This window comes from Streptomyces sp. NPDC047706 (assembly GCF_043204795.1).
Lineage (GTDB): Bacteria > Actinomycetota > Actinomycetes > Streptomycetales > Streptomycetaceae > Streptomyces.
In genome coordinates, this window is the sequence record NZ_JBIDCW010000001.1 from 325,816 (window position 1) to 345,354 (window position 19,539).

Annotated in this window: 17 protein-coding genes and 1 riboswitch; of the genes, 10 read left to right on the forward strand and 7 right to left on the reverse strand. The window is 72.0% G+C overall.

Annotation, left to right across the window (positions count from 1 at the left end):
- Positions 1–3 precede the first annotated feature (3 nt).
- The 4 genes from ACGF8A_RS01570 to ACGF8A_RS01585 all read right to left on the reverse strand — a co-directional run bounded on the left by ACGF8A_RS01570 (position 4) and on the right by ACGF8A_RS01585 (position 4,547).
- A complete protein-coding gene (locus tag ACGF8A_RS01570; RefSeq protein ID WP_393103038.1) occupies positions 4–933 on the reverse strand; it encodes an LLM class F420-dependent oxidoreductase in 930 nt (309 codons plus the stop codon).
- 99 nt (positions 934–1,032) lie between these two features.
- Positions 1,033–1,719: a DUF5995 family protein gene (locus tag ACGF8A_RS01575; protein WP_393103040.1), complete on the reverse strand. Its 687-nt coding sequence runs from the start codon at positions 1,717–1,719 to the stop codon at positions 1,033–1,035.
- A 188-nt stretch (positions 1,720–1,907) separates the two neighbouring features.
- Positions 1,908–3,287: a uracil-xanthine permease family protein gene (locus ACGF8A_RS01580; protein WP_393103042.1), complete on the reverse strand. Its 1,380-nt coding sequence runs from the start codon at positions 3,285–3,287 to the stop codon at positions 1,908–1,910.
- 42 nt (positions 3,288–3,329) lie between these two features.
- Positions 3,330–4,547 (reverse strand): MFS transporter, encoded by a 1,218-nt coding sequence (locus ACGF8A_RS01585; protein WP_393103044.1) that lies wholly within the window; start codon positions 4,545–4,547, stop codon positions 3,330–3,332.
- A 109-nt stretch (positions 4,548–4,656) separates the two neighbouring features.
- Between ACGF8A_RS01585 and ACGF8A_RS01590 the strand changes: the two genes are divergently transcribed.
- The gene (locus ACGF8A_RS01590; RefSeq protein WP_393103046.1) at positions 4,657–5,901 is read left to right on the forward strand and encodes an ROK family transcriptional regulator; all 1,245 of its coding nucleotides are present in this window, start codon (positions 4,657–4,659) and stop codon (positions 5,899–5,901) included.
- A 312-nt stretch (positions 5,902–6,213) separates the two neighbouring features.
- Here ACGF8A_RS01590 and ACGF8A_RS01595 read toward each other — a convergent pair whose 3' ends face one another.
- Positions 6,214–6,969, reverse strand: a complete 756-nt coding sequence (locus tag ACGF8A_RS01595) for an SDR family oxidoreductase (RefSeq protein WP_393103048.1) — start codon at positions 6,967–6,969, stop codon at positions 6,214–6,216.
- A gap of 303 nt (positions 6,970–7,272) precedes the next feature.
- Positions 7,273–9,612 carry a chitinase C-terminal domain-containing protein gene (locus ACGF8A_RS01600; RefSeq protein ID WP_393103050.1) on the reverse strand — a complete coding sequence of 780 codons (2,340 nt, stop codon included), beginning with the start codon at positions 9,610–9,612 and terminating at the stop codon, positions 7,273–7,275.
- Between the two features lie 215 nt (positions 9,613–9,827).
- Positions 9,828–9,958, forward strand: a riboswitch (FMN riboswitch).
- 145 nt (positions 9,959–10,103) lie between these two features.
- Between ACGF8A_RS01600 and ACGF8A_RS01605 the strand changes: the two genes are divergently transcribed.
- The 9 genes from ACGF8A_RS01605 (at position 10,104) to ACGF8A_RS01645 (ending at position 17,404) form a co-directional block, all read left to right on the forward strand.
- Complete coding sequence (locus ACGF8A_RS01605; RefSeq protein WP_393103052.1) at positions 10,104–10,706, forward strand: riboflavin synthase; 603 nt, start codon at positions 10,104–10,106, stop codon at positions 10,704–10,706.
- The gene (locus ACGF8A_RS01610) at positions 10,703–11,347 is read left to right on the forward strand and encodes a nicotinamide riboside transporter PnuC (protein ID WP_393103054.1); all 645 of its coding nucleotides are present in this window, start codon (positions 10,703–10,705) and stop codon (positions 11,345–11,347) included. The genes ACGF8A_RS01605 and ACGF8A_RS01610 overlap by 4 nt, the downstream gene beginning before the upstream one ends.
- Complete coding sequence (locus ACGF8A_RS01615) at positions 11,344–12,630, forward strand: bifunctional 3,4-dihydroxy-2-butanone-4-phosphate synthase/GTP cyclohydrolase II (protein WP_393103056.1); 1,287 nt, start codon at positions 11,344–11,346, stop codon at positions 12,628–12,630. Before ACGF8A_RS01610 ends, ACGF8A_RS01615 begins: the two co-directional genes overlap by 4 nt.
- A gap of 20 nt (positions 12,631–12,650) precedes the next feature.
- The gene (gene ribH, locus ACGF8A_RS01620) at positions 12,651–13,136 is read left to right on the forward strand and encodes a 6,7-dimethyl-8-ribityllumazine synthase (protein WP_393103058.1); all 486 of its coding nucleotides are present in this window, start codon (positions 12,651–12,653) and stop codon (positions 13,134–13,136) included.
- Between the two features lie 34 nt (positions 13,137–13,170).
- Complete coding sequence (locus ACGF8A_RS01625; protein ID WP_004990764.1) at positions 13,171–13,443, forward strand: phosphoribosyl-ATP diphosphatase; 273 nt, start codon at positions 13,171–13,173, stop codon at positions 13,441–13,443.
- A gap of 47 nt (positions 13,444–13,490) precedes the next feature.
- Entirely contained in the window at positions 13,491–14,339 is an 849-nt protein-coding gene (gene hisG / locus ACGF8A_RS01630) for an ATP phosphoribosyltransferase (protein WP_393103061.1), read from the forward strand.
- Between the two features lie 14 nt (positions 14,340–14,353).
- Positions 14,354–14,797, forward strand: a complete 444-nt coding sequence (locus ACGF8A_RS01635; protein ID WP_393103063.1) for a PH domain-containing protein — start codon at positions 14,354–14,356, stop codon at positions 14,795–14,797.
- 205 nt (positions 14,798–15,002) lie between these two features.
- Complete coding sequence (locus ACGF8A_RS01640) at positions 15,003–16,328, forward strand: hemolysin family protein (RefSeq protein WP_393103065.1); 1,326 nt, start codon at positions 15,003–15,005, stop codon at positions 16,326–16,328.
- Entirely contained in the window at positions 16,325–17,404 is a 1,080-nt protein-coding gene (locus ACGF8A_RS01645) for a hemolysin family protein (RefSeq protein ID WP_393103067.1), read from the forward strand. The genes ACGF8A_RS01640 and ACGF8A_RS01645 overlap by 4 nt, the downstream gene beginning before the upstream one ends.
- Positions 17,405–17,441: 37 nt before the next feature.
- On the opposite strand, the gene ACGF8A_RS01650 is transcribed toward ACGF8A_RS01645, so the two are convergent.
- A complete protein-coding gene (locus tag ACGF8A_RS01650; RefSeq protein ID WP_393103069.1) occupies positions 17,442–19,304 on the reverse strand; it encodes an AAA family ATPase in 1,863 nt (620 codons plus the stop codon).
- Positions 19,305–19,539 lie beyond the last annotated feature (235 nt).

Genomic DNA, 19,539 nt, shown 5'->3' on the forward strand with positions numbered 1-19,539 from the left:
GCGTCAGACGCCGGCCGCGCGGGCCTGCTCGTACACCCGCGCGGCCAGGTCCTTGAGCTCCTCGCCGTCCCTCGGGGTGCCCTGGAGGTCCAGCAGGACCTCCTCCAGGCCGATCCCGGTGTACGGCACCAGGTCCTCGACGATCTGCTCGACGCTGCCCTGGAAGGGCTGCCGGTCCGAGCCCTCGTACGCCTTGGCCGAGTACTCCGCGTTCACCCGCAGCACCGTCCGGATCGGCTCCGTGCGGCCGCGCTCCTGCGCCAGCTCCCGCAGCCGGCTCCACTGCGCGGCCACGGCGTCCGGGGACATGCCCACCGGCAGCCATCCGTCGGCGTGGTCGACGAGCCGGCGCTGTGCCCTGGGGCTGCTCCCGGCCAGCAGGACCGGGATCGGCCGGGCGGGCTTCGGGCCGACCAGGGCAGGCGCGATCTTCGTGACCCGCCCCTCGTACGCGACGGGGTCCGGTCCCCAGACCGCCCGGCACACGGCGAGCAGCTCGTCCAGGACCTTGCCGCGCTCCTCGAACGGCCGGACCGACGCCGCCGCGTACTCGTCGTGGGACCAGCCGGTGCCGAAGCCCGCGACCACCCGGCCGCCGCTCGCCGCGTCCAGGCTCGCCAGTGCCTTGGCCAGCTGGAACGGCACATGCAGCGGGGCCACCAGCACACTGCTGCCGAGCTCGGCCCGCTCGGTGGTGGCGGCGGCCAGCGTGAGCGTCACCAGGGGGTCGGCGACGTGGCGGTAGCTGTCCGGCCAGGGGAGGCCCTCGATCCCGTACAGGCCCTGGGTGGCGGGCTCGGGGAACAGGGCGCGTTCGAAGACCCACAGACTGTCGTATCCGATGCGCTCGGCCTCGCGTGCCACGCCGGGCACGTCCCTGCCGAGGTCGTACTGCCGCATCTGGGGGAGGCCGAGGCCGAGCCGGATCGCCATACCTGTGCTCCTTCGCAGTAGGGGTGCCTTGCAGTCAACGCACAACGTGTGCACGGGAGTTCCGCGGGTGCCGGCCGGGAGGGCCGGGCCCGCAGGGCGTCAGCCGGGAAGCGGTGTGAGCAGCATGCGACCCGCGAAGCCCACCGCCGCGTCCAGGCGCTCGGTGAACTCCGCGGCGAGGTCGGGGAGCCGGCGCAGCGCCCACAGGGCCCGCGCGGCCGACCAACTGGCGTCCCGGGCACGCTCCAGGCTCCACGCGCCGAACAGATGGGTGAGCGGGTCGGCGATCTGGAGCAGGTCGGGACCCGGCATCAGATCCTCACGGATGCGCTCCTCCAACGTCACGAGGACATCGCCCACGCGGTCGAACTCGTCCTCCAGTTCCGCCGGTTCGCAGTCGAGGGTACGGCAGGTGTCCACGACGGCGAGCGCCAGATCGTGCCCGATGTGCGCGTTGATGCCCGAGAGCGCGAACTGCAGCGGCCGTACGCCGGGATGGCGGCGGAACTGGAGCAGGGGCCGCCAGCAGGCCGGGGGACGCCCGTCCGCCGTGACCGGGTCGACGGCCGCGAGATAGCGCTCCGCGAACCGCACGCCCAGGGTCGCAGCGGCGCGGGTGTCGGTGAAGGCGCCGGTGTCGATCCGATGGTCGACGGCCTCGGTGACGGCCAGGTAGACACGGTTGAAGACCGCCACCCCGTCCCGTGCGGGCAGGGCCGCGTCCAGCGCGCGCATCCGGGAGACGACCGCGTCCACGGGGGTGGTGCACTCTTCCAGCTGCGTCATGAGGGCAGCGTCCCAGCCCTGGGCCGGCCTGCGTGGCGGCGAGCCCGGCGTTTCCCCGGAACGGGCGAACGCGGCTGCCGCGCGGGGGGAGCGCGAGGAGAGCACGAAGGGGGAGCGGCACTGTGTCCGGCTCACGTGTCCGGCGTCCGGCCGCCCGGCGCACCGACAAGGAGACGGCCTTCGTACGCCTACGACTTGGCGTCGTCGTAGCCGGAGGTGCCCTCGTCCAGCAGTGGCCGCTGGGCCTTGAGGTGGGCCGGGGCGAACGCCCGCAGCCCGTGGTAGCCGATGATCACGACGAGTGTGCCCAGGGCGATGCCGCTGAGCGAGAACGTCTCGGTGAACTCCATCGAGACGTCGCCGACGCCGATGATGATGCCCGCCGCGGCCGGTACGAGGTTGAGCGGGTTGCGCAGGTCCACCTTGGCGGTGATCCAGATCTGGGCGCCGAGCAGGCCGATCATGCCGTACAGGATGACGGTGATGCCGCCGAGGACCCCGCCCGGGATCGCGGCCACCACCGCGCCGAACTTCGGACACAGACCGAACAGCAGGGCGAAACCGGCGGCGGCCCAGTAGGCGGCCGTGGAGTAGACGCGGGTCGCGGCCATGACGCCGATGTTCTCGGAGTACGTCGTGTTGGGCGGGCCGCCGACCGCGGTGGACAGCATCGAGCCGACGCCGTCGGCGGCGATCGCCGTGCCGAGCTTGTCGTCCAGCGGGTCGCCGGTCATCTCGCCGACCGCCTTGACGTGCCCGGCGTTCTCCGCGACCAGCGCGATCACCACCGGCAGCGCCACCAGCACCGCCGACCACTCGAAGGCCGGTGCGTGGAGGGCGGGCAGTCCGATCCAGTCGGCGTCGGCGACACCGGAGAGGTCCAGGCGCCAGTGGTCGGTGACCTTGCCGCTCGCGTCGACGGAGTGGATCCGGCCGAAGACCAGGTCGAAGAGCCAGGAGATGCCGTAGCCGAAGATCAGGCCGAGGAAGATCGCGATCCGGGACCAGAAGCCCCGCAGGCAGACGACGGCCAGACCGGTGAAGGCCATCACCAGCAGGGCCGTCCACTGGTCCTGGGGCCAGTACGTGGTCGCCGTGACGGGAGCCAGGTTGAAACCGATCAGCATCACCACGGCGCCCGTCACGATCGGTGGCATCGTCGCGTGGATGATCCGGGCCCCGAAGCGCCGCACGGCGAGTCCCACGACGAACAGCGCGGCACCGACCACGAGCACCGCGCCGGTCACGGTGGCGCTCGTGCCGCCCTGGGCCCGGATCACCGCCGCGACGCCCACGAAGGACAGGGAGCAGCCGAGGTAGCTGGGCACCCTGCCACGGGTGGCGAGCAGGAAGACGACGGTGGCGACGCCCGACATCATGATCGCCAGGTTGGGGTCCAGGCCCATCAGGACCGGCGCCACGAAGGAGGCCCCGAACATCGCCACCACGTGCTGGGCGCCGAGCCCGACGGTGCGCGGCCAGGACAGCCGTTCGTCGGGCCGGACCACCGCCCCGGGGGCCGGGGTGCGTCCGTCACCGTGCAGCTTCCAGCGGACGCCGAGATCCATGGCAGGTGTCGCTTTCGTCGTACGTGCAGTGCCGGACCATTGTCAGGGCTGGTCGCGGGTGCTCCGTACAGGTGTGCGCCCGGTCACGACCGCGGGTCGGTCGCGGTCGCCGGAGCGCAGCACGCCGGCGAAGACGGCGAGACCGCAGGACAGGAAGGTCACCAGCGCGAACGAGACCACCAGGCTCGTCGCCTGCGCCAGCGTGCCGATGGCGCTCGGGGCGATCAGGCCCGAGGTGTACGTGATCGTGGCGACGCCCGCGATGGCCTGGCTCGGGTTCGGGCCGCTGCGGCCGGCCGCGGCGAAGCACAGCGGGACGACCACGGCGATGCCCAGACCCATCAGCGCGAAGCCGGACATGGCGAGCGCCGGGTGGTCCGCGAGGGCGATCAGCAGACCGCCGAGGGTGGCGAGGACGCCGCCCGTGCGGACCGTGCGGACCGAGCCGTAGCGGTCGACCACCTTGTCGCCGGCGATCCTGGCGAGCGCCATGGTGAGGGTGAAGCCGGTCGTGCAGGCCGCCGCGAGACCGGCGGACGTGCCCAGTTCGTCCTCCAGGTAGATCGCCGACCAGTCGAGGCTCGCCCCCTCGGCGAACACGGCGCAGAACCCGACCGCGCCGATCAGCACCGCCGACCTCGGGGGCAGGGCGAAGCGGGGCGGGGGCTCCTCGTCCTCGGCGGACTGGAGGTCCAGGACCCAGGTGCAGGCGACCAGGCCCAGCAGGGTGAGACAGGCGGCGGCCAGCGCGTGGTGCAGCCGGGCGTCGGTACCGAGGTGCGCGGCGAGCGTGCCGCCTGCCGAGCCGATCAGGGCGCCGGCGCTCCACATGCCGTGCAGCCCGGACATGATGGAGCGGCCGAGTCGGTTCTCGATCTCGACGCCGAGCGCGTTCATCGCGACGTCCGCCATGCCGGCCGTGGCGCCGAAGGTGAACAGGGCCAGGCAGAGCGCGAGCAGGCCGGGCGCGAGGGACGGCAGGGTCAGCGACAGCGTCCACAGGGCGAGCAGTCCGCGCAGGGCGGTACGGGCGCCGAAGCGATGGCTGATCCGGCCCGCGAGCGGCATCGCGAGCGAGGCGCCGAGGGCGGGAAAGGCGAGCGCGAGGCCGAGCTGGCCGGGGCTCACCCCGGCGTGGTCCTGGATCCAGGGGACCCGGGTGGCGAACGAGCCGGTGACCGCGCCGTGCACGGCGAACACGGCGGCCACGGCGTACCGGGCGCGTGTCACCTCCCGATGCTGGTGGATCACGTCTTTCATCTTCCCGCCCCTTGTCACGTCTCGGCCGACCGTGTCGGCGGTAAATTATCAGGGACCCTGCCTGATAGATAGTGGGCGAGACGACAGACACATCTGGAAGGATCCCGGCATGCCCGCATCCCCGAGCACCGCGCGAGCCATCAACGACCGGCTCGCCCTGCGCCTGTTGCAGCAGGAAGGGCCGTTGACGGCCGGGCAGCTGAAGCAGCTGACCGGCCTGTCCCGGCCGACCGTGGCCGACCTGGTCGAACGCCTCTCCGTCGCAGGCCTGATCGAGGTGGCCGGCGAGGCAGGCGAGCAGCGGCGCGGCCCCAACGCCAAGCTGTACGGCATCGTCGCCGGACGCGCGTACCTGGCCGCACTCGACGTCCGCACGGAAGGCGTCTCCGTGATCGTGTCCGACCTGCTCGGCCGGCTGCTCGCCGAGGCGTCCGTGCCGATCGGCGACGACACGGGAACCGGTCCGGCGGTGGATCAGGCGGTCGCGCTGGTCGAGCGGGCGGCGAAGGAGGCGGGGGCCGTGGAGGCGCCCCCGCGCGAGGGTGTGCGAGCGTGGGGGAGGCTGCACACCGTCGGCATCGGCGCGCCCGGTCTGATCGACCCGGCCACCGGGGAACTCCGCGACTCCTCCGGCCTTCCCGCCTGGCACCGGCGCCTCGTCGCGGCTCTCCAGGAGCGTCTGCCTCAGGCCCGGGTCATCGTCGAGAACGAGACCAATCTCGCGGCGCTGGCGGAACAGCGGGAGGGTGCCGCCCGGGACCGGGACACGTTCGTGCTGCTGTGGCTGGGGCAGGGCACGGGAGCCGCGGTGGTGCTGGACGGGTCGCTGCGGCGCGGGGCGTCCGGAGGGACCGGGGAGATCGGCTTCCTGCCGGTGCCGGGGACCGGCGGGCTGCCGTCGGCGACGGACTGCGCGGGCGGCTTCCACTCGCTGGCGGCGGCCGGGGCGATCGTGGGGCTGGCGGGGGAATGCGGGGTGCGCGTGCGGGCCGAAGGCGGCGGAGCGGGGGCCGCGGAGGTGGTGCGCGGTGCCGTGGCCCTGGCGGGCGGAAGTCCCGGGGCCGACGCTGCCGCCGCAACCCGGTTCCTCGACGCGCTCGCCGAGCGGCTCGCCCTCGGTGCGGCCTCCGTCGTCGCCGTGCTGGACCCCGGATGCGTGGTGCTCGGCGGGGAGGTGGGGCAGGCCGGTGGCGACATGCTCGCCGGATTGGTGGAGGGCCGGGTACGGCGGATGTCGCCGCTGGTCACGGAGGTGCGCGCCGGCGCGCTGGGCGGCGGCGCCGTGCTGCGCGGGGCGTTGCTGACGGCGCGGGACCGGGCCCAGGACGAGCTGTTCGCACTCCCTGGGAGGTAGGGCCGCCGGTCAGGCTGTGGAGCGGCGGGGCGTCGGTCAGGCCGTGGGGCGGTGGGCCACCGGTCAGGCCCTGGGGCACGCCCGCCGGTACGGCCGGCCCTGGGGCACGCCCGCCGGTCAGGCCGCGGGGCGGTGGGCCACCGGTCAGGCCCTGGGGCACGCCCGCCGGTACGGCCGGCCCTGGGGCACGCCCGCCGGTACGGCCGTGGGGCGGTGGGCCACCGGTCAGGCCCTGGGGCACGCCCGCCGGTCAGACCCTGGGCACGCCCGCCGGTCGGGCCCTCGGTACGCCCGCCGGTCGTGACCCCAGGTTCACGCCCCACGGGCGCCCTCGATGCGCACCGCGACGTACTCCTCGAACGTGCCCTTGCCCACGGCCTGCTCCGGCGCCAGATGACCGCCGCTCCGCAAGGCCCGGTACGTCCGGCCGCACAGCGGCACGTTCACGAGGCGCCGGGGGTGGCCCGTGGCTCTGAGATAGGTGCGGGCCAGCGACTCGAGCGTCCGTATCTCGGGGCCGCCCATGTCCTCGACCCGACCGGCGGGCCCACCCGACGCCAGCTCCGCGAGCCGCGACGCGACCTCGGTGACCTCGATGGGCTGATCCTTCAGCCCGGCCGGCAGCAGCATGACCGGCGGCCTGGACAGGGCGTCGAACAGGCGAACGAGCAGGTCGTGGAACTGCGTCGCGCGCAGCACCGTCCAGCCCAGCCCGGACTCCTCGATCAGCCGCTCCACCGCCAGCTTCGTGCTGCAGTAGCCGAAGGGCACCCGGTCGACCCCGACGATCGAGATGTAGAGCACGTGGCCCACCCCGGCCCGCCGCGCCGCCGCGATCAGATGTGCCGCCGCTTCCTCGTCGCCGCCACCAGGAGCGCTCGCGCAGTGCACGATGGTGTCCACATGGGCTACGGCCCTGTCGAGCACGGTGCCGCCCTGGCGCAGATCGACGGCGTAGGGCTCGGCGTGCCGGCTGAGCACCCGCACGTCGTGCCCGTCCGCGTGCAGCCGCTCGGTGAGGACTCGGCCGAGGGTTCCGGTACCGCCTGTCACCAGGATCGTGGTCATGGTGTTCAGCCCCTTCGGACGCCGTGCGCTCCAAGGGCGGAGCGCCCTTCGCCGGCGGGGACCGAGTAGCCCTCCTGGTACGCGACAACCTCGGGGCGGCTGGTCCACGGACGCGCCGGCGCACGTCGTACGAGTTCCAGCTTGTCCGGATTCGGGCTGGCTCGCAGTTCGGTGGCCGGCCCCGTGCGGAGCGAAGCCCGCGCCGCGCGAGGCCGGGGGCCTCGGGCGGCGCGGGCGTTGCTGGGGAGACCCGGCGGCGGGCAAGGGCCTTCGTCACCGCCGCCGGGCCCGCTCCGAGCGGGGTCAGCAGCTGCCGAGGTCCTGCCAGACCCCCCACTCACCGGTGGTGCCGGGCTCCTCGCCCTTCGTCCACCACTTGGCCTTCCACGAGTGCCCACGATGAGACACCGTGCTACCTCCGCCGTACTCGGTCATGGCGTTCCAGGCCGGAGCCGTGCACTGCCCGGTGCCACCCGTAGGGCTCGCCGTGGGGGAGGGCGTCGGCGTCGGTGTCCCCGTCCCGGGCTCCACCACCGTCGTCCCGCGCGCCAGATCCCCGGCCAGCGCGTACGTCTTCCCGCCGAACGTCACCGTCCAGTTCGACGGCGTCGACACCGGCAGGTAGTACACGAAGTCCAGCTCCACCGAGGCGCCCGGAGCCAGCGTCTGCCAGCCGGGCAGCTTCAGCGAGACCCGGTGGTGGTCGCCCTTGAGGCCGCCGGCGTTCGGCCCGGTGTGGTCACTTCGGATCACCGAAGTGCCCCACCCCGACTGGTCCTTGGCGTTGCCGGGGGCCGAGGTGCCGTAGTCGAACCGGAACTCCGTACCGCCGGGCAGAGTCGTGCCCGTGCGGTTCGTGATCTTCAGCTTGGGGCTGATGGGGTAGTTGGAGTCGCCGAGCGGGAACTGCCCGAACTCCACGTCGATGTTCAGCGCCTCGGCCGGCAGCTCGATCGTCGACCGCTTCGCGCCGTACGGCGGGGCGGACTTGAACCTCTCGTACATCGCGGACGTCAGCGTCGACCCCGGCTCGTACTGCCCCTTGGCCGCGTTCCACCCGTAGTCGCCGGCCAGCTCCCAGATCATCGTGCCGCCGATGCCCCGGTCGACCACGTAGTCCGCCTTGGCGCGCACGGACTGCTCGTCCTCCGTGGACAGGAAGACCTTCTTCTCGGCGTTCCACAGCCAGGGCGCGACCAGCGTGGCGTCGTACCTCCGGGCGTACGTCCCGGTCAGCGTCGTGCCCGCGGGGAAGCCGTACCGTGTGACGTAGTCGCCGACGATGCCCTTCTCCAGGTTCTTGGCGTGCCACATCGGGTTGGAACCGGCGGGCGACTCCTTGCCGTTGTCGTCCTTGTCGTGCCACAGGTTGTCGATGCCGACCGCGCCGTCGCCGCACTTGGCCAGACCGGAGCCGGCCGGGCAGCTCGTGGCGGGAGCCCTGCCCCACAGGCCGTCGGTGCCGCCGGTGACGTTCTTGAACCCCCGGGTGTAGTAGGGGAGACCGATGTTGATCCGCCCGGCCGGCATCGAGCCGCGGAAGTAGTGATACGCCCAGTCGGTGTTCAGATATCCGATGCCGCCGTACTGGGAGGTGGAATAGACGCCCGCCGCCGCGAGTTCCGCGTCCTTCCCGTCGTCGAAGAGGGAGGCGTTCGGGCCGACGTATTCGTTCCAGACGCCGTGCAGGTCGTACGACATGATGTTGACGTAGTCCAGGTACTTCTGGACCTGGAAGGTCTCCATGCCGCGCAGCAGATATCCGGAGGACGGCGCCGCCACCGTCAGCAGATAGTGCCGGCCGTCCGCCGCGCCGGCCCGGTCGAGTTTCTCCCGCAGGGTCTTCATCAGTGCCGCGTAGCCCTTGACCAGACCGGCCCGGCGGGCATTGGCGACGGGCCAGTCGAGCGGGTGTCCCGCGTCCTTCATGGTCGTCGGGTACTCGTAGTCGATGTCGACGCCGTTGAATCCGTACTTCCTGAGGAAGTCGACCGCGGAATTCGCGAAGGTGTCGATCCCGGCCTGGTTGACCGAGCCGTCGGCGTCCGTCGCCATCGAGTAGAAGCCGCCGGAGCCGACTCGTGTGCCGTTGTCGTCGAAATAGCCGCCGGTCTCGGCCCAGCCGCCGACCGAGATCAGCGTCTTGACGTCCGGGTGCTGCTTCTTGAACTTGCTCAGCAGGTTGAAGTGCCCCTTGTAGGGGAACGCCGGGTCCATCTCGGCACCGGTCACGCCCGGCCAGGTCGTTCCGGTCGCCGGATTGGCGGCGCCGTCCGTGCCGACGGAGATCTTGTTGCCGGAGTCGACGTGCGCGAAGGCGTAGTTGATGTGGGTGATCTTGTCCCAAGGGATGTCCGACGCCAGATAGGCGGGCGTGCCGTCCTTCCCGGTGCGCCAGCCGGTGAAGTAGCCGATCACCCGGCGCTGGTGGTCGGTGCCCATCTTCTCCCGGCCCGCCGTGTCGTAGACCGAGCAGTACGGGACGTCCACGCCGGGGGTCCGGTGCAGCCCGTCGGGGCGGCAGGACTCCTGGTCGGCCGCGTGCGAGACGGTGGCCGGAAGGCTCGCGAGGACCAGCCCGGCGACGGCCCCGGCGGCGGCGAGGAGGGCGGGTCTGGATCTGAGACGTGAGGGGGACAGCACGATCGGTTCCTCTCCACGGAGTTGCGCAGACCCTAGAGAGGACTAGACCATTGCGTCAATAGGTCTGTACCAACTGGAAAGGGCGGTCGGCGCACGGGAGTTGGGGGCGGCCTCGGCCTGTCCGGGATGTCCAGCGACAGAGCCTGTGAGCCACCCCACACCGCTCGCCCGTATGGACGCCGATCGGGCGTGGCACACTGGCCCTGTACCAGTAGCAGCGCACTCCGGGGTCGGTGAAATTCCGAACCGGCGGTTACAGTCCGCGACCCGGTCGCCTCCAGCGGCCGGTTGACCAGGTGAAATTCCTGGACCGACGGTTAAAGTCCGGATGGGAGGCAGTGCGCGGCGAGCGGGCATTCGTGCGCGCCGCCGACCGTGATCGTCCCCTGTTGGACGAGTCCGTCCGGCGTCGTCCCTGGTGTCCCCGCTCGTGATTCTGCCGTCTCGGCAGCCCCGGAGTCCGTGCCCGAACAGGCAGGAGGACCCGGGAAGTGTTCACCGGAATCGTCGAAGAGCTGGGCGAGGTCACCGCCGTCGAGAACCTCGGCGACGCCTCCCGCTTCCGGCTCCGTGGCCCCGTCGTCACCGAGGGGGCACAGCACGGCGACTCCATCGCCGTCAACGGCGTGTGCCTCACCGTCGTCGAACACGAGGGCGACGAGTTCACCGCCGACGTCATGGCCGAGACCCTCAAGCGTTCCAGCCTGGGCGTCCTCACCGCCGGCTCCCGTGTCAACCTCGAACGGCCCACCGCCGTGGGCGCGCGCCTGGGCGGCCACATCGTGCAGGGCCACGTCGACGGCACCGGGACCGTCCTGGAGCGCACCCCCTCCGAACACTGGGAGATCGTGAAGATCTCCCTTCCCGCGGACCTCGCGCGCTACGTCGTCGAGAAGGGCTCCATCACCGTCGACGGCATCAGCCTCACCGTCGTCGAGGCCGGGGCCGACCACTTCACGGTCAGCCTGATCCCCACCACCCTCGCGCTGACCACCCTCGGCCTCAAGCAGCCCGGAGACCCGGTCAACCTCGAGGTCGACGTGATCGCCAAGTACGTGGAGCGGCTGCTCGGCGGTCGGGGAGGCACCCGGTGAACTGGCTCAACTCCGAGGCGTTCACCCTCTTCGGCCAGCACATCAAGTGGTCGGACATGATCGGCAACCTGATCGGCCTGATCGCCCTGGCCCTCGGCTGGCGCCGGTCGATCTGGACCTGGCCCGCCCAGTTCCTCTCCGGCCTCATCCTCTTCGCCGCCTTCGCCACCGCCCACCTCTCCGGCAGCGCGGGCAAGCAGATCGTGGTCATGCTCGTCGCCGGCTACGGCCTGTGGCAGTGGAACCGCGGCCGGCAGCAGGCGCAGGACGGCTCGATCGCCGTCCGGTTCGCCACCTGGCCCGAGCGCGGTGCGCTGCTCGGTGCCGCGGCGCTCGGCACCCTCGCCGTCGGCGGCCTGTTCACCGCGTACCCGTCCCTGTCCTGGGACCCCTGGCCGGACGCCTACATCTTCGTCGGCACCGTCGTCGCCATGTACGCCCAGGCGCGCGGCATGGTCGAGTTCTGGTTCGCCTGGCTGCTCGTCGACCTGGTCGGCGTGCCGCTCAGCTTCGCCAACGGCTTCGCCTTCTCCGGCTTCGTCTACGTCATCTACGGCGCACTCGTCCTGTGGGGCATGCGCGACTGGTGGCTGCGCTCCCGCAAGGACGCGCGGCCCGTCCTGGAAGGAGCACCGGCATGACCGCGGCCACCGTCCTCTACGACACCGAGGACTTCGACCTCACCCTCGACCCGGTCGAGCAGGCCGTCGCCGACATCGCCGCCGGCCGCCCGGTCGTGGTCGTCGACGACGAGGACCGCGAGAACGAGGGCGACCTCGTCATCGCCGCCGAGAAGGCCACCCCGGAGATCGTCGCCTTCATGATGAGCGAGTGCCGCGGCCTGATCTGCGCCCCCATGGAGGCCGCGGAACTGGACCGGCTCCGTCTGCCGCAGATGGTCGAGGACAACACGGAGTCGATGAAGACGGCCTTCACCGTGTCCGTGGACGCCTCCGCCGCCCACGGCGTCAGCACCGGCATCTCGGCCTCCGACCGGGCCACCACGCTGCGGCTGCTCGCGAGCGGCACCGCCGAGCCCACCGATCTCGTACGGCCCGGCCACATCTTCCCGCTGCGTGCCAGGCCCGGCGGCGTCCTCACCCGCAACGGCCACACCGAGGCCGCCGTCGACCTCGCCCGCCTGGCGGGCCTGCGCCCGGCCGGTGCCATCGTCGAGATCGCGGGGGAGGACGGCCAGATGCTGCGCCTGCCCGAGCTGGTCCCGTTCGCCCGCAAGCACGGTCTGACGATCATCTCCATCGAGGATCTGATCGCCTACCGCCGCAGCTCCGAGCCCACCGTCCGCCGCGAGGCCAAGACCCGGCTCCCCACCGCCCACGGCACCTTCACGGCGTACGGCTACCGCTCCACCGTCGACGGCGTCGAGCACGTCGCCCTGGTGCAGGGCGACCTCGGTGACGGCGCGGACGTCCTGGTGCGCGTGCACTCCGAATGCCTCACCGGCGACGTCTTCCACTCCCTGCGCTGCGACTGCGGTCCCCAGCTGGAGACCTCCCTGGAGCGCATCAACGCCGAGGGCCGGGGCGTGGTGGTCTACCTGCGCGGCCACGAGGGCCGCGGCATCGGCCTGCTGTCCAAGCTGCGCGCGTACGAACTGCAGGAGCGTGGCCGGGACACCCTCGACGCCAACCTGGAGCTGGGCCTGCCCGCCGACGCCCGTGACTACGCGGCCGGCGCGCAGATCCTCGCCGACCTGGGCGTGCGCAGCGTGCGGCTGATGACCAACAACCCCGAGAAGACCGACGCGCTCGTCCGGCACGGCATCGAGGTCACCGAGCGCGAGCCGATGCCCGTACAGGCGGGCGAGCACAACCTCCGCTACCTGCGCACCAAGCGGGACCGGATGGGCCACGACCTGCCCTGGCTGGACACGCCCGCCGTGACCACCTGCGGCAACCAGTAAGAGAAGAACCGAGGAGAAACGTGAGCGGCAAGGGCGCACCGGAACTGTCCGTACGCAACGTGGGTGACCTGCGGGTCGCCGTCGTCGCGGCGCAATGGCACGAGAAGGTGATGGACGGTCTGGTGGACGGGGCGCTGCGCGCCCTGCACGATCTGGGCATCGACGAACCGACCCTGCTGAGGGTCCCCGGCAGCTGGGAACTCCCGGTCGTCGCCAAGGTCCTCGCGGGCCGCGGCTACGACGCGGTGGTCGCCCTGGGCGTGGTGATCCGCGGCGGCACCCCGCACTTCGACTACGTGTGCCAGGGCGTGACGCAGGGCCTCACCCAGGTGTCCGTCGACACCGGCGTCCCCGTCGGCTTCGGCGTCCTCACCTGCGACACCGAGGAGCAGGCCCTGGACCGGGCCGGCCTGGAGGGCTCCCGCGAGGACAAGGGGCACGAGGCCGTGACGGCGGCGGTGGCGACCGCGGCTACGCTGCGTTCAGTATCTGAGCCCTGGCGTTAGGTCGCCGGGCAGAACACGTAGAGTGGGCGGCACCATGTCCAAGAAGACGTTCGAGGAGCTCTTCACCGAGCTCCAGCACAAGGCCGCCCACGGCGATCCCGCCACTTCCCGCACCGCGGAGCTGGTCGACAAGGGCGTCCATGCCATCGGCAAGAAGGTCGTCGAGGAGGCCGCCGAGGTCTGGATGGCCGCCGAGTACGAGGGCAAGGAGGCGGCCGCCGAGGAGATCTCGCAGCTGCTGTACCACGTCCAGGTGATGATGGTCGCCCGCGGGATCTCCCTCGACGACGTCTACGCCCACCTCTGAGCACCAGCCCCGCCACACCCACCGCACGAACGAAGGAAGCCGACCTCATGCTGCGCATCGCCGTCCCCAACAAGGGTTCCCTCTCCGGCCCTGCGGCGGACATGCTGCATGAGGCCGGCTACCAGCAGCGCCGCGAGGCCAAGGAGCTGCGGATCGTCGACCCGGTCAACGACGTGGAGTTCTTCTACCTCCGCCCCCGGGACATCGCGATCTACGTCGCCTCCGGACAGCTCGACATCGGCATCACCGGCCGCGACCTGCTGATCGACTCCGGCGCGGACGCCGAGGAGATCCTGCCGCTGGGCTTCGCCCGCTCCACCTTCCGCTACGCCACCAAGCCCGGGACCATCGGCGACCTGGCGGACCTGAAGGGCAAGACGGTCGCCACCTCCTACGAGGGCATCGTCGCCCGCCACCTCGCCGACAAGGGCATCGACGCCTCCGTCGTCCACCTCGACGGCGCCGTCGAGACCGCCATCCAGCTCGGCGTGGCGCAGGTCATCGCGGACGTCGTCGAGACCGGCACGAGCCTGCGCAACGCGGGCCTTGAGGTCGTCGGCGAGCCGATCATGAAGTCCGAGGCCGTCGTCATCCGCCGTACCGGCGCGGACGGCGAGGAGACCAAGGTGCAGCAGTTCCTGCGCCGCCTCCAGGGCGTCCTGGTGGCCCGTACGTACGTGATGATGGACTACGACTGCCGCGTGGAGCAGCTGGAGAAGGCCGTCGCGCTCACCCCCGGCCTGGAGTCGCCGACCATCTCGCCGCTGCACAACGAGGGCTGGGTCGCCGTGCGCGCCATGGTGCCCGCCAAGGACGCCCAGGGGATCATGGACGACCTGTACGACATCGGCGCCCGGGCCATCCTGACCACCGCCATCCACGCCTGCCGCCTCTGAGGACACCGCACCGCATGTCGGACCTGCCCACGCTGCCCGTCACCTTCCGGCCGGGCCGCACCCGCGCCGTCCTGCTCACCGCGGCCGTCGCGATCTTCGTCGTCGTGTCGACGATCGCGCTGCTGCTGGACCGGCTCGGCCCCGGTGAGCGGGTCAGCTTCATCTTCACGGCCGCCCTGCTGGCGGGCGTGGCGCTGATGCTGGCCCGCCCGAAGGTCGTCGCCGACGAGACCGGCGTCACCGTCGTGAACTTCGCCAGTACGCGCCGCCTCGAGTGGGCGCAGATCGTGCAGGTGCATCTGCGGGTCGGCGACCCGTGGGTGTTCCTGGACCTCAGCGACGGCACCAGCCTGGCCGCGATCGGCATCCAGCCCGGTATCGCCAGGGCCCAGGCCATCGCCGACGCGCGGGCGCTGCGGGCGCTGGTCGAGGCCCGCTCCGGTGAACATCGGGCCTGACTGGCCCCGTTCACCCTGCCATGCCGTGCGGTGTCCTGATTAATCTGTTGGCGGAGGCGTTTTCCCTGACGCCTCCGCCTCTGTTGTGCCGGCCCGGCGCACAGGGGCTCCTGCGACCCGAGGAGTGACCCTCTCCGGCGATGGACGGATCGTCCTGCAGTACCTGCGCCGCCCCCTGCCGACACAGCGCGCAGGCGGCGGCATCATGACCCTCCCCTTGCTGCTGCTGGCAGCCGCATTCCTGCTCGTCCTCGCCAACGGCTTCTTCGTCGCGGCCGAGTTCGGCCTCGTGACGGTCGACCGCCCGGACGCCGAGAAGGCCGCCGCCGGGGGCGACCGACGCGCCCACCGGGTGGTCGAGTCGCTGAAGGAGCTGTCGTTCCAGCTCTCCGGCACCCAGCTCGGCATCACCATCACCTCCCTTGTCGTCGGCATGCTCGCCGAACCCGCCCTGGCCGAGCTGCTGGGCGGCCCCCTCACGGCCGTCGGCGTTCCCGGCGGCGCGGTGTCCGGGGTGGCCGTGGCCATCGGCATGCTGCTGGCCTCGGCCGTGCAGATGGTGGTCGGTGAACTCGTCCCCAAGAACTGGGCGGTGTCCCGTCCCCTGCAGGTCGCGCGGTTCGTCGCCGGCCCGCAGCATCTGTTCGCACGCGTGTTCAGGCCGGTGATCGCCGCTCTGAACGCGGTCGCCAACCGTCTGGTCCGCGCCCTCGGCGTCGAGCCCACCGTGGAGCTGGCCTCGGCCCGCACCCCCGGCGAGCTCGTCTCCCTGGCCCGGCACTCGGCACGGGCCGGTGCCCTGGAGCAGGACACCGCGGACCTCTTCGTACGCACCCTGTCGCTCGGCGAGCTCACCACGCAGCACGTGATGACACCTCGGGTGAAGGTGAGCGCTCTGCAGTCCTCGGCGACCGCCGAGGACGTGGTCAACCTCACCCGGGCCACCGGTCTGTCCCGCTTCCCGGTCTACCGCGACCGGATCGACGAGGTCGTCGGCATGGTCCACCTCAAGGACGCGCTCGCCGTCTCCGCGCCGGAGCGGCTGCGCACCCCCGTCGGCCGGATCGCCAAGTCGCCGCTGCTGGTACCCGAGACGCTGCCGGTACAGCCGCTGCTCGCCCGGTTGCGCAGCGAGCAGCCCATCGCGGTCGTCGTCGACGAGTACGGCGGCACGGCCGGAGTCGTCACGCTGGAGGACATCGTCGAGGAGCTCGTCGGCGAGGTCCGTGACGAGCACGACGGGCTCGACCTGCCGGAACTGGCCTGCGCACCGCCGGAGGACGGCCGCCCGGCCTGGGACGCCGACGGCAGCTGCCGGGTCGACGTGCTGCGGCGCATAGGCCTCGACGTGCCCGAGGGGCCGTACGAGACGGTCGCCGGCCTGGTCGCCGACCTGCTCGGCCGTATCCCGGCCGTCGGCGACCGCGCCGAACTGCACGGCTGGCGGCTGGCCGTGCGCCAGATCGGGCACTACCGTGCCGAACGGGTCCGCATCGTGCGCACCGCCCCGGTGCTGGAGGCGGTGCGATGAGCGCGCTCCAACTGCTGTTCGCGGCACTGCTCGTGCTCGCCAACGGCTTCTTCGTCGGCGCCGAGTTCGCGCTGGTCTCGGTCCGCCGCAGTCAGATCGAACCGCTAGGCACCGCCCGGGCCCGCCAGGTGCTGTACGGCCTGGAACGGCTGCCGCAGATGATGGCCGCGGCCCAGTTCGGCATCACCGTCTGCTCGCTGACCCTGGGCGCGGTCGCCGAGCCGACGGTGGCGCATCTGCTGGAACCCGTGTTCGCCTGGGTCCACCTGCCGCACGCGGTGATCCACCCGCTCGGGTACGTCATCGCGCTGGCCACCGTCGTCTTCTTCCACCTCGTCATCGGCGAGATGGTCCCGAAGAACCTCGCGATGGCGGCTCCGGAGAAAGCCGCGCTGTGGCTCGGCCCCGGCCTGGTCGCCTTCGCCCGTGTCTGCCGGCCGATCACGGTCGGCCTCGGCGCCTGCGCCCGGGGCGTGCTGCGGCTGTTCAGGGTCGAGCCCAAGGACGAGGTCGAGGCGGTCTTCACCAGCGAGCAGCTCAACCGGCTCGTGGAGGACGCCGGTCAGGCCGGCCTGCTCGACCCCGAGGAGGCCGAACGCCTGGAGGACGCGCTGGGGCTGGGCTCGCGCCCGGTCACCGACGTGCTCCTGCGGCGCGAGTCGCTGGTCACGGTCAGCCCCTCGGTCACACCCGGCCGGATCATCGAGCTGACCGTCCGCACCGGGTACTCCCGTTTCCCGGTGGCCGCGGAGACCGGAGCCTTCATGGGGTACCTGCACGTGAAGGACGTCCTCGACCTGCAGGAGTCGGAGCGAGCCGTTCCGCAGCATCTGTGGCGGCCCATGACGACACTGCGGTCCGAGCTGCCCCTGAACGACGCGCTCACCCTCATGCGCCGCGCCGCGACGCACCTGGCGCAGGTGGCGGACGGCTCCGGGCGGGTGCTGGGGCTGGTCGCCCTGGAGGACGTACTGGAGCTGCTGGTCGGAGAGGTGAGGGATCCCGCGCACCGGGAGCTGCCGGCCGCCCCGGCCGTGGCCGGGCCCCGCGCGGGCGAGGAGGTGCTGGCGGGCTGATCGGGCCCGTGCGTCGAAGGCCGGGCCGCGGGATCCGTCACATGCCCGACGGGTCCTGCGGCCCCCGGCCCGAGAACACCTCGCCGTACGCCTGCATCAGGTCCGGCAGGCGCAGTGTCGACAGGTCCTCACGCGACAGCGTCCCCGGGCAGGTCGACAGCCGCAGATCCCGGTAGGCACAGCTCTTCTCGTACAGCGTCCGCAGGAACCGCCCGTTGCCCAGCTCGTCGATCCATCCCTGGTCGACGACGTGCCCGGCGATGGACCGCAGCTCGTCCAGCGACTCCTCGTCCCACGCGTCCCCGTTCTCGGCGGCCAGCACCTCCCCGATCGCGGTGAGTTCGAGGGGGCGGTACGAGGGGAAGTCGACGCGGGTCGTGAAACGGGAGGACAGTCCGGGGTTGGCGGCGAGGAGCCGGTCCATGCCCTCCGGGTAGCCGGCCAGGATCACCACCAGGTGGTCGCGGTTGTCCTCGGCCCGCTTCAGCAGCACCTGGAGCGCCTCGTCGCCGTAGGCGTCGCCCTTGCCGTAACCCGAGTTGGACAGCGAGTACGCCTCGTCGACGAAGAGCACGCCGCCGAGCGCCGAGTCGATCAGCTCGTTGGCCTTCACGGCGGTCTGCCCGAGGTACTCGCCGACCAGGTCCGCCCGCTGTGCCTCCACGAGGTGGTCACCGCCGAGCAGCCCGAGGGCGTAGAAGACCCGGCCCAGGATGCGGGCGACCGTGGTCTTGCCGGTGCCGGAAGGACCGGAGAAGACGAAGTGCCGCTTGGGCGGCTGCACCGGCAGGCCCTGACCGGCTCGCAGCCGGGCCATGTTCAGCTGTGCGGACAGGGCCTTGACCTGCCTTTTCACCGGCTCCAGGCCCACCATGCGCTCCAGCTCGGCGAGCGCCTCCTCGAGTAACCCGGGGTCGGTGGGACCGGCGGGCAGCTGCTGGGTGGGTACGACGGTCTTCTCCCGTACCGCGGGATCGATGACCGACGGCGGGGGACCGGCCGGTGGTGCGGGGTCCGGGAGTCTCAGGTCGCGCCCCTCGCCGCCGAACAGCGGATCGAGCATGTCGGGCCCGTCGACGACGTCCTGCCCGGCGCCGGTGAGCGTGATCGAGGCGAGGTCCGCCGAGTCGTCGTATCCGTCGCCCTCGGCGATCGCCGCGAGCCGGGCGGAGGTGTCCATGAAGGCGGGGTCGACGCGGTGCACCGCCCGGTACAGCGGGAGCGCGGCGGCGGAGCGGCCGGTGCCCTCGTGGGCGCGGGCCAGCCAGTAGCGCAGCTCCTTGCGCTGGGGCTGTTCGCTGCGACAGCGCATCAGCGCCGCCGACAGCAGGGGCTCGGCCTGCCCGTACATCTCCAGTCGGACCCGGGCCATACCGCCGAAGAGACCGGCCTCGATGCCGAGCAGCGGGTCGTCGAGCAGCGGGTCGGTGTGCCGCACCAACTGCTCCCAGTCCTTGACCAGATAGGCGCGGCAGGCGTGCAGGAAACGCACCTGGGGGTCGGTGTCCATCGGGGGCAGGCCCGCGAGGGCGCGGTCCAGCTCGGGCACATGGCGGCCGTCCAGCCAGTGCGAGGCGTGCGCGAGCAGCAGGTCGCGCGGGCTCTCCAGCACGGGCTGCACCCACCAGCCCAGCCAGTACCAGGAGTTGAGCGTGCGCCGGTGCCGGGTGCGCTGTTCGCCGAAGCGGTCCCGGTGCCGGAACATCCTCAGCAGTGCGGTCGTGGTGTCCACCCGCAGCGCGTGCAATCCGAGCCAGCCGTCGGCCATCCCCGGGTCCAGCCGCACCGCGGCCCGGAACTCCTCCTCCGCCTGCGGATAAGCGCCCATGGTGTACGCGTCCACGCCGCGCAGCCAGGCCAGGTCGGCCGGGGCCTCGGGGCCCTGCGTGGCGAAGTCCATCCCGTCCCCCCACAAACCATGCCCCCGCTGGTTCGCCGCCGGGCCGTCGCCCGTCGGCCGACCGATGTCGAACCGCTGTGCTGCGGACCGGAGTTGCCGGCGGTGCGCAGTCGTCCACAGGTCGCACCAAGGGCATCGTACCGTCGGGTCGGTGCCCGCCGTAGGGTGCGGCGGGGGGCGTCCAGCGAGGTGGGAGCGGAGGGGGCGCGCTGCGCGTGGTGACCGAGGGTGAGCG

Coding starts and splice junctions, on each gene's coding strand:
- ACGF8A_RS01570 (WP_393103038.1), bottom strand. CDS start 933: ATGGCGATCCGGCTCGGCCTCGGCCTCCCCCAGATGCGGCAGTACGAC.
- ACGF8A_RS01575 (WP_393103040.1), bottom strand. CDS start 1,719: ATGACGCAGCTGGAAGAGTGCACCACCCCCGTGGACGCGGTCGTCTCC.
- ACGF8A_RS01580 (WP_393103042.1), bottom strand. CDS start 3,287: ATGGATCTCGGCGTCCGCTGGAAGCTGCACGGTGACGGACGCACCCCG.
- ACGF8A_RS01585 (WP_393103044.1), bottom strand. CDS start 4,547: ATGAAAGACGTGATCCACCAGCATCGGGAGGTGACACGCGCCCGGTAC.
- ACGF8A_RS01590 (WP_393103046.1), top strand. CDS start 4,657: ATGCCCGCATCCCCGAGCACCGCGCGAGCCATCAACGACCGGCTCGCC.
- ACGF8A_RS01595 (WP_393103048.1), bottom strand. CDS start 6,969: ATGACCACGATCCTGGTGACAGGCGGTACCGGAACCCTCGGCCGAGTC.
- ACGF8A_RS01615 (WP_393103056.1), top strand. CDS start 11,344: ATGACCGCGGCCACCGTCCTCTACGACACCGAGGACTTCGACCTCACC.
- ACGF8A_RS01625 (WP_004990764.1), top strand. CDS start 13,171: ATGTCCAAGAAGACGTTCGAGGAGCTCTTCACCGAGCTCCAGCACAAG.
- hisG (WP_393103061.1), top strand. CDS start 13,491: ATGCTGCGCATCGCCGTCCCCAACAAGGGTTCCCTCTCCGGCCCTGCG.
- ACGF8A_RS01635 (WP_393103063.1), top strand. CDS start 14,354: ATGTCGGACCTGCCCACGCTGCCCGTCACCTTCCGGCCGGGCCGCACC.
- ACGF8A_RS01640 (WP_393103065.1), top strand. CDS start 15,003: ATGACCCTCCCCTTGCTGCTGCTGGCAGCCGCATTCCTGCTCGTCCTC.
- ACGF8A_RS01645 (WP_393103067.1), top strand. CDS start 16,325: ATGAGCGCGCTCCAACTGCTGTTCGCGGCACTGCTCGTGCTCGCCAAC.
- ACGF8A_RS01650 (WP_393103069.1), bottom strand. CDS start 19,304: ATGGACTTCGCCACGCAGGGCCCCGAGGCCCCGGCCGACCTGGCCTGG.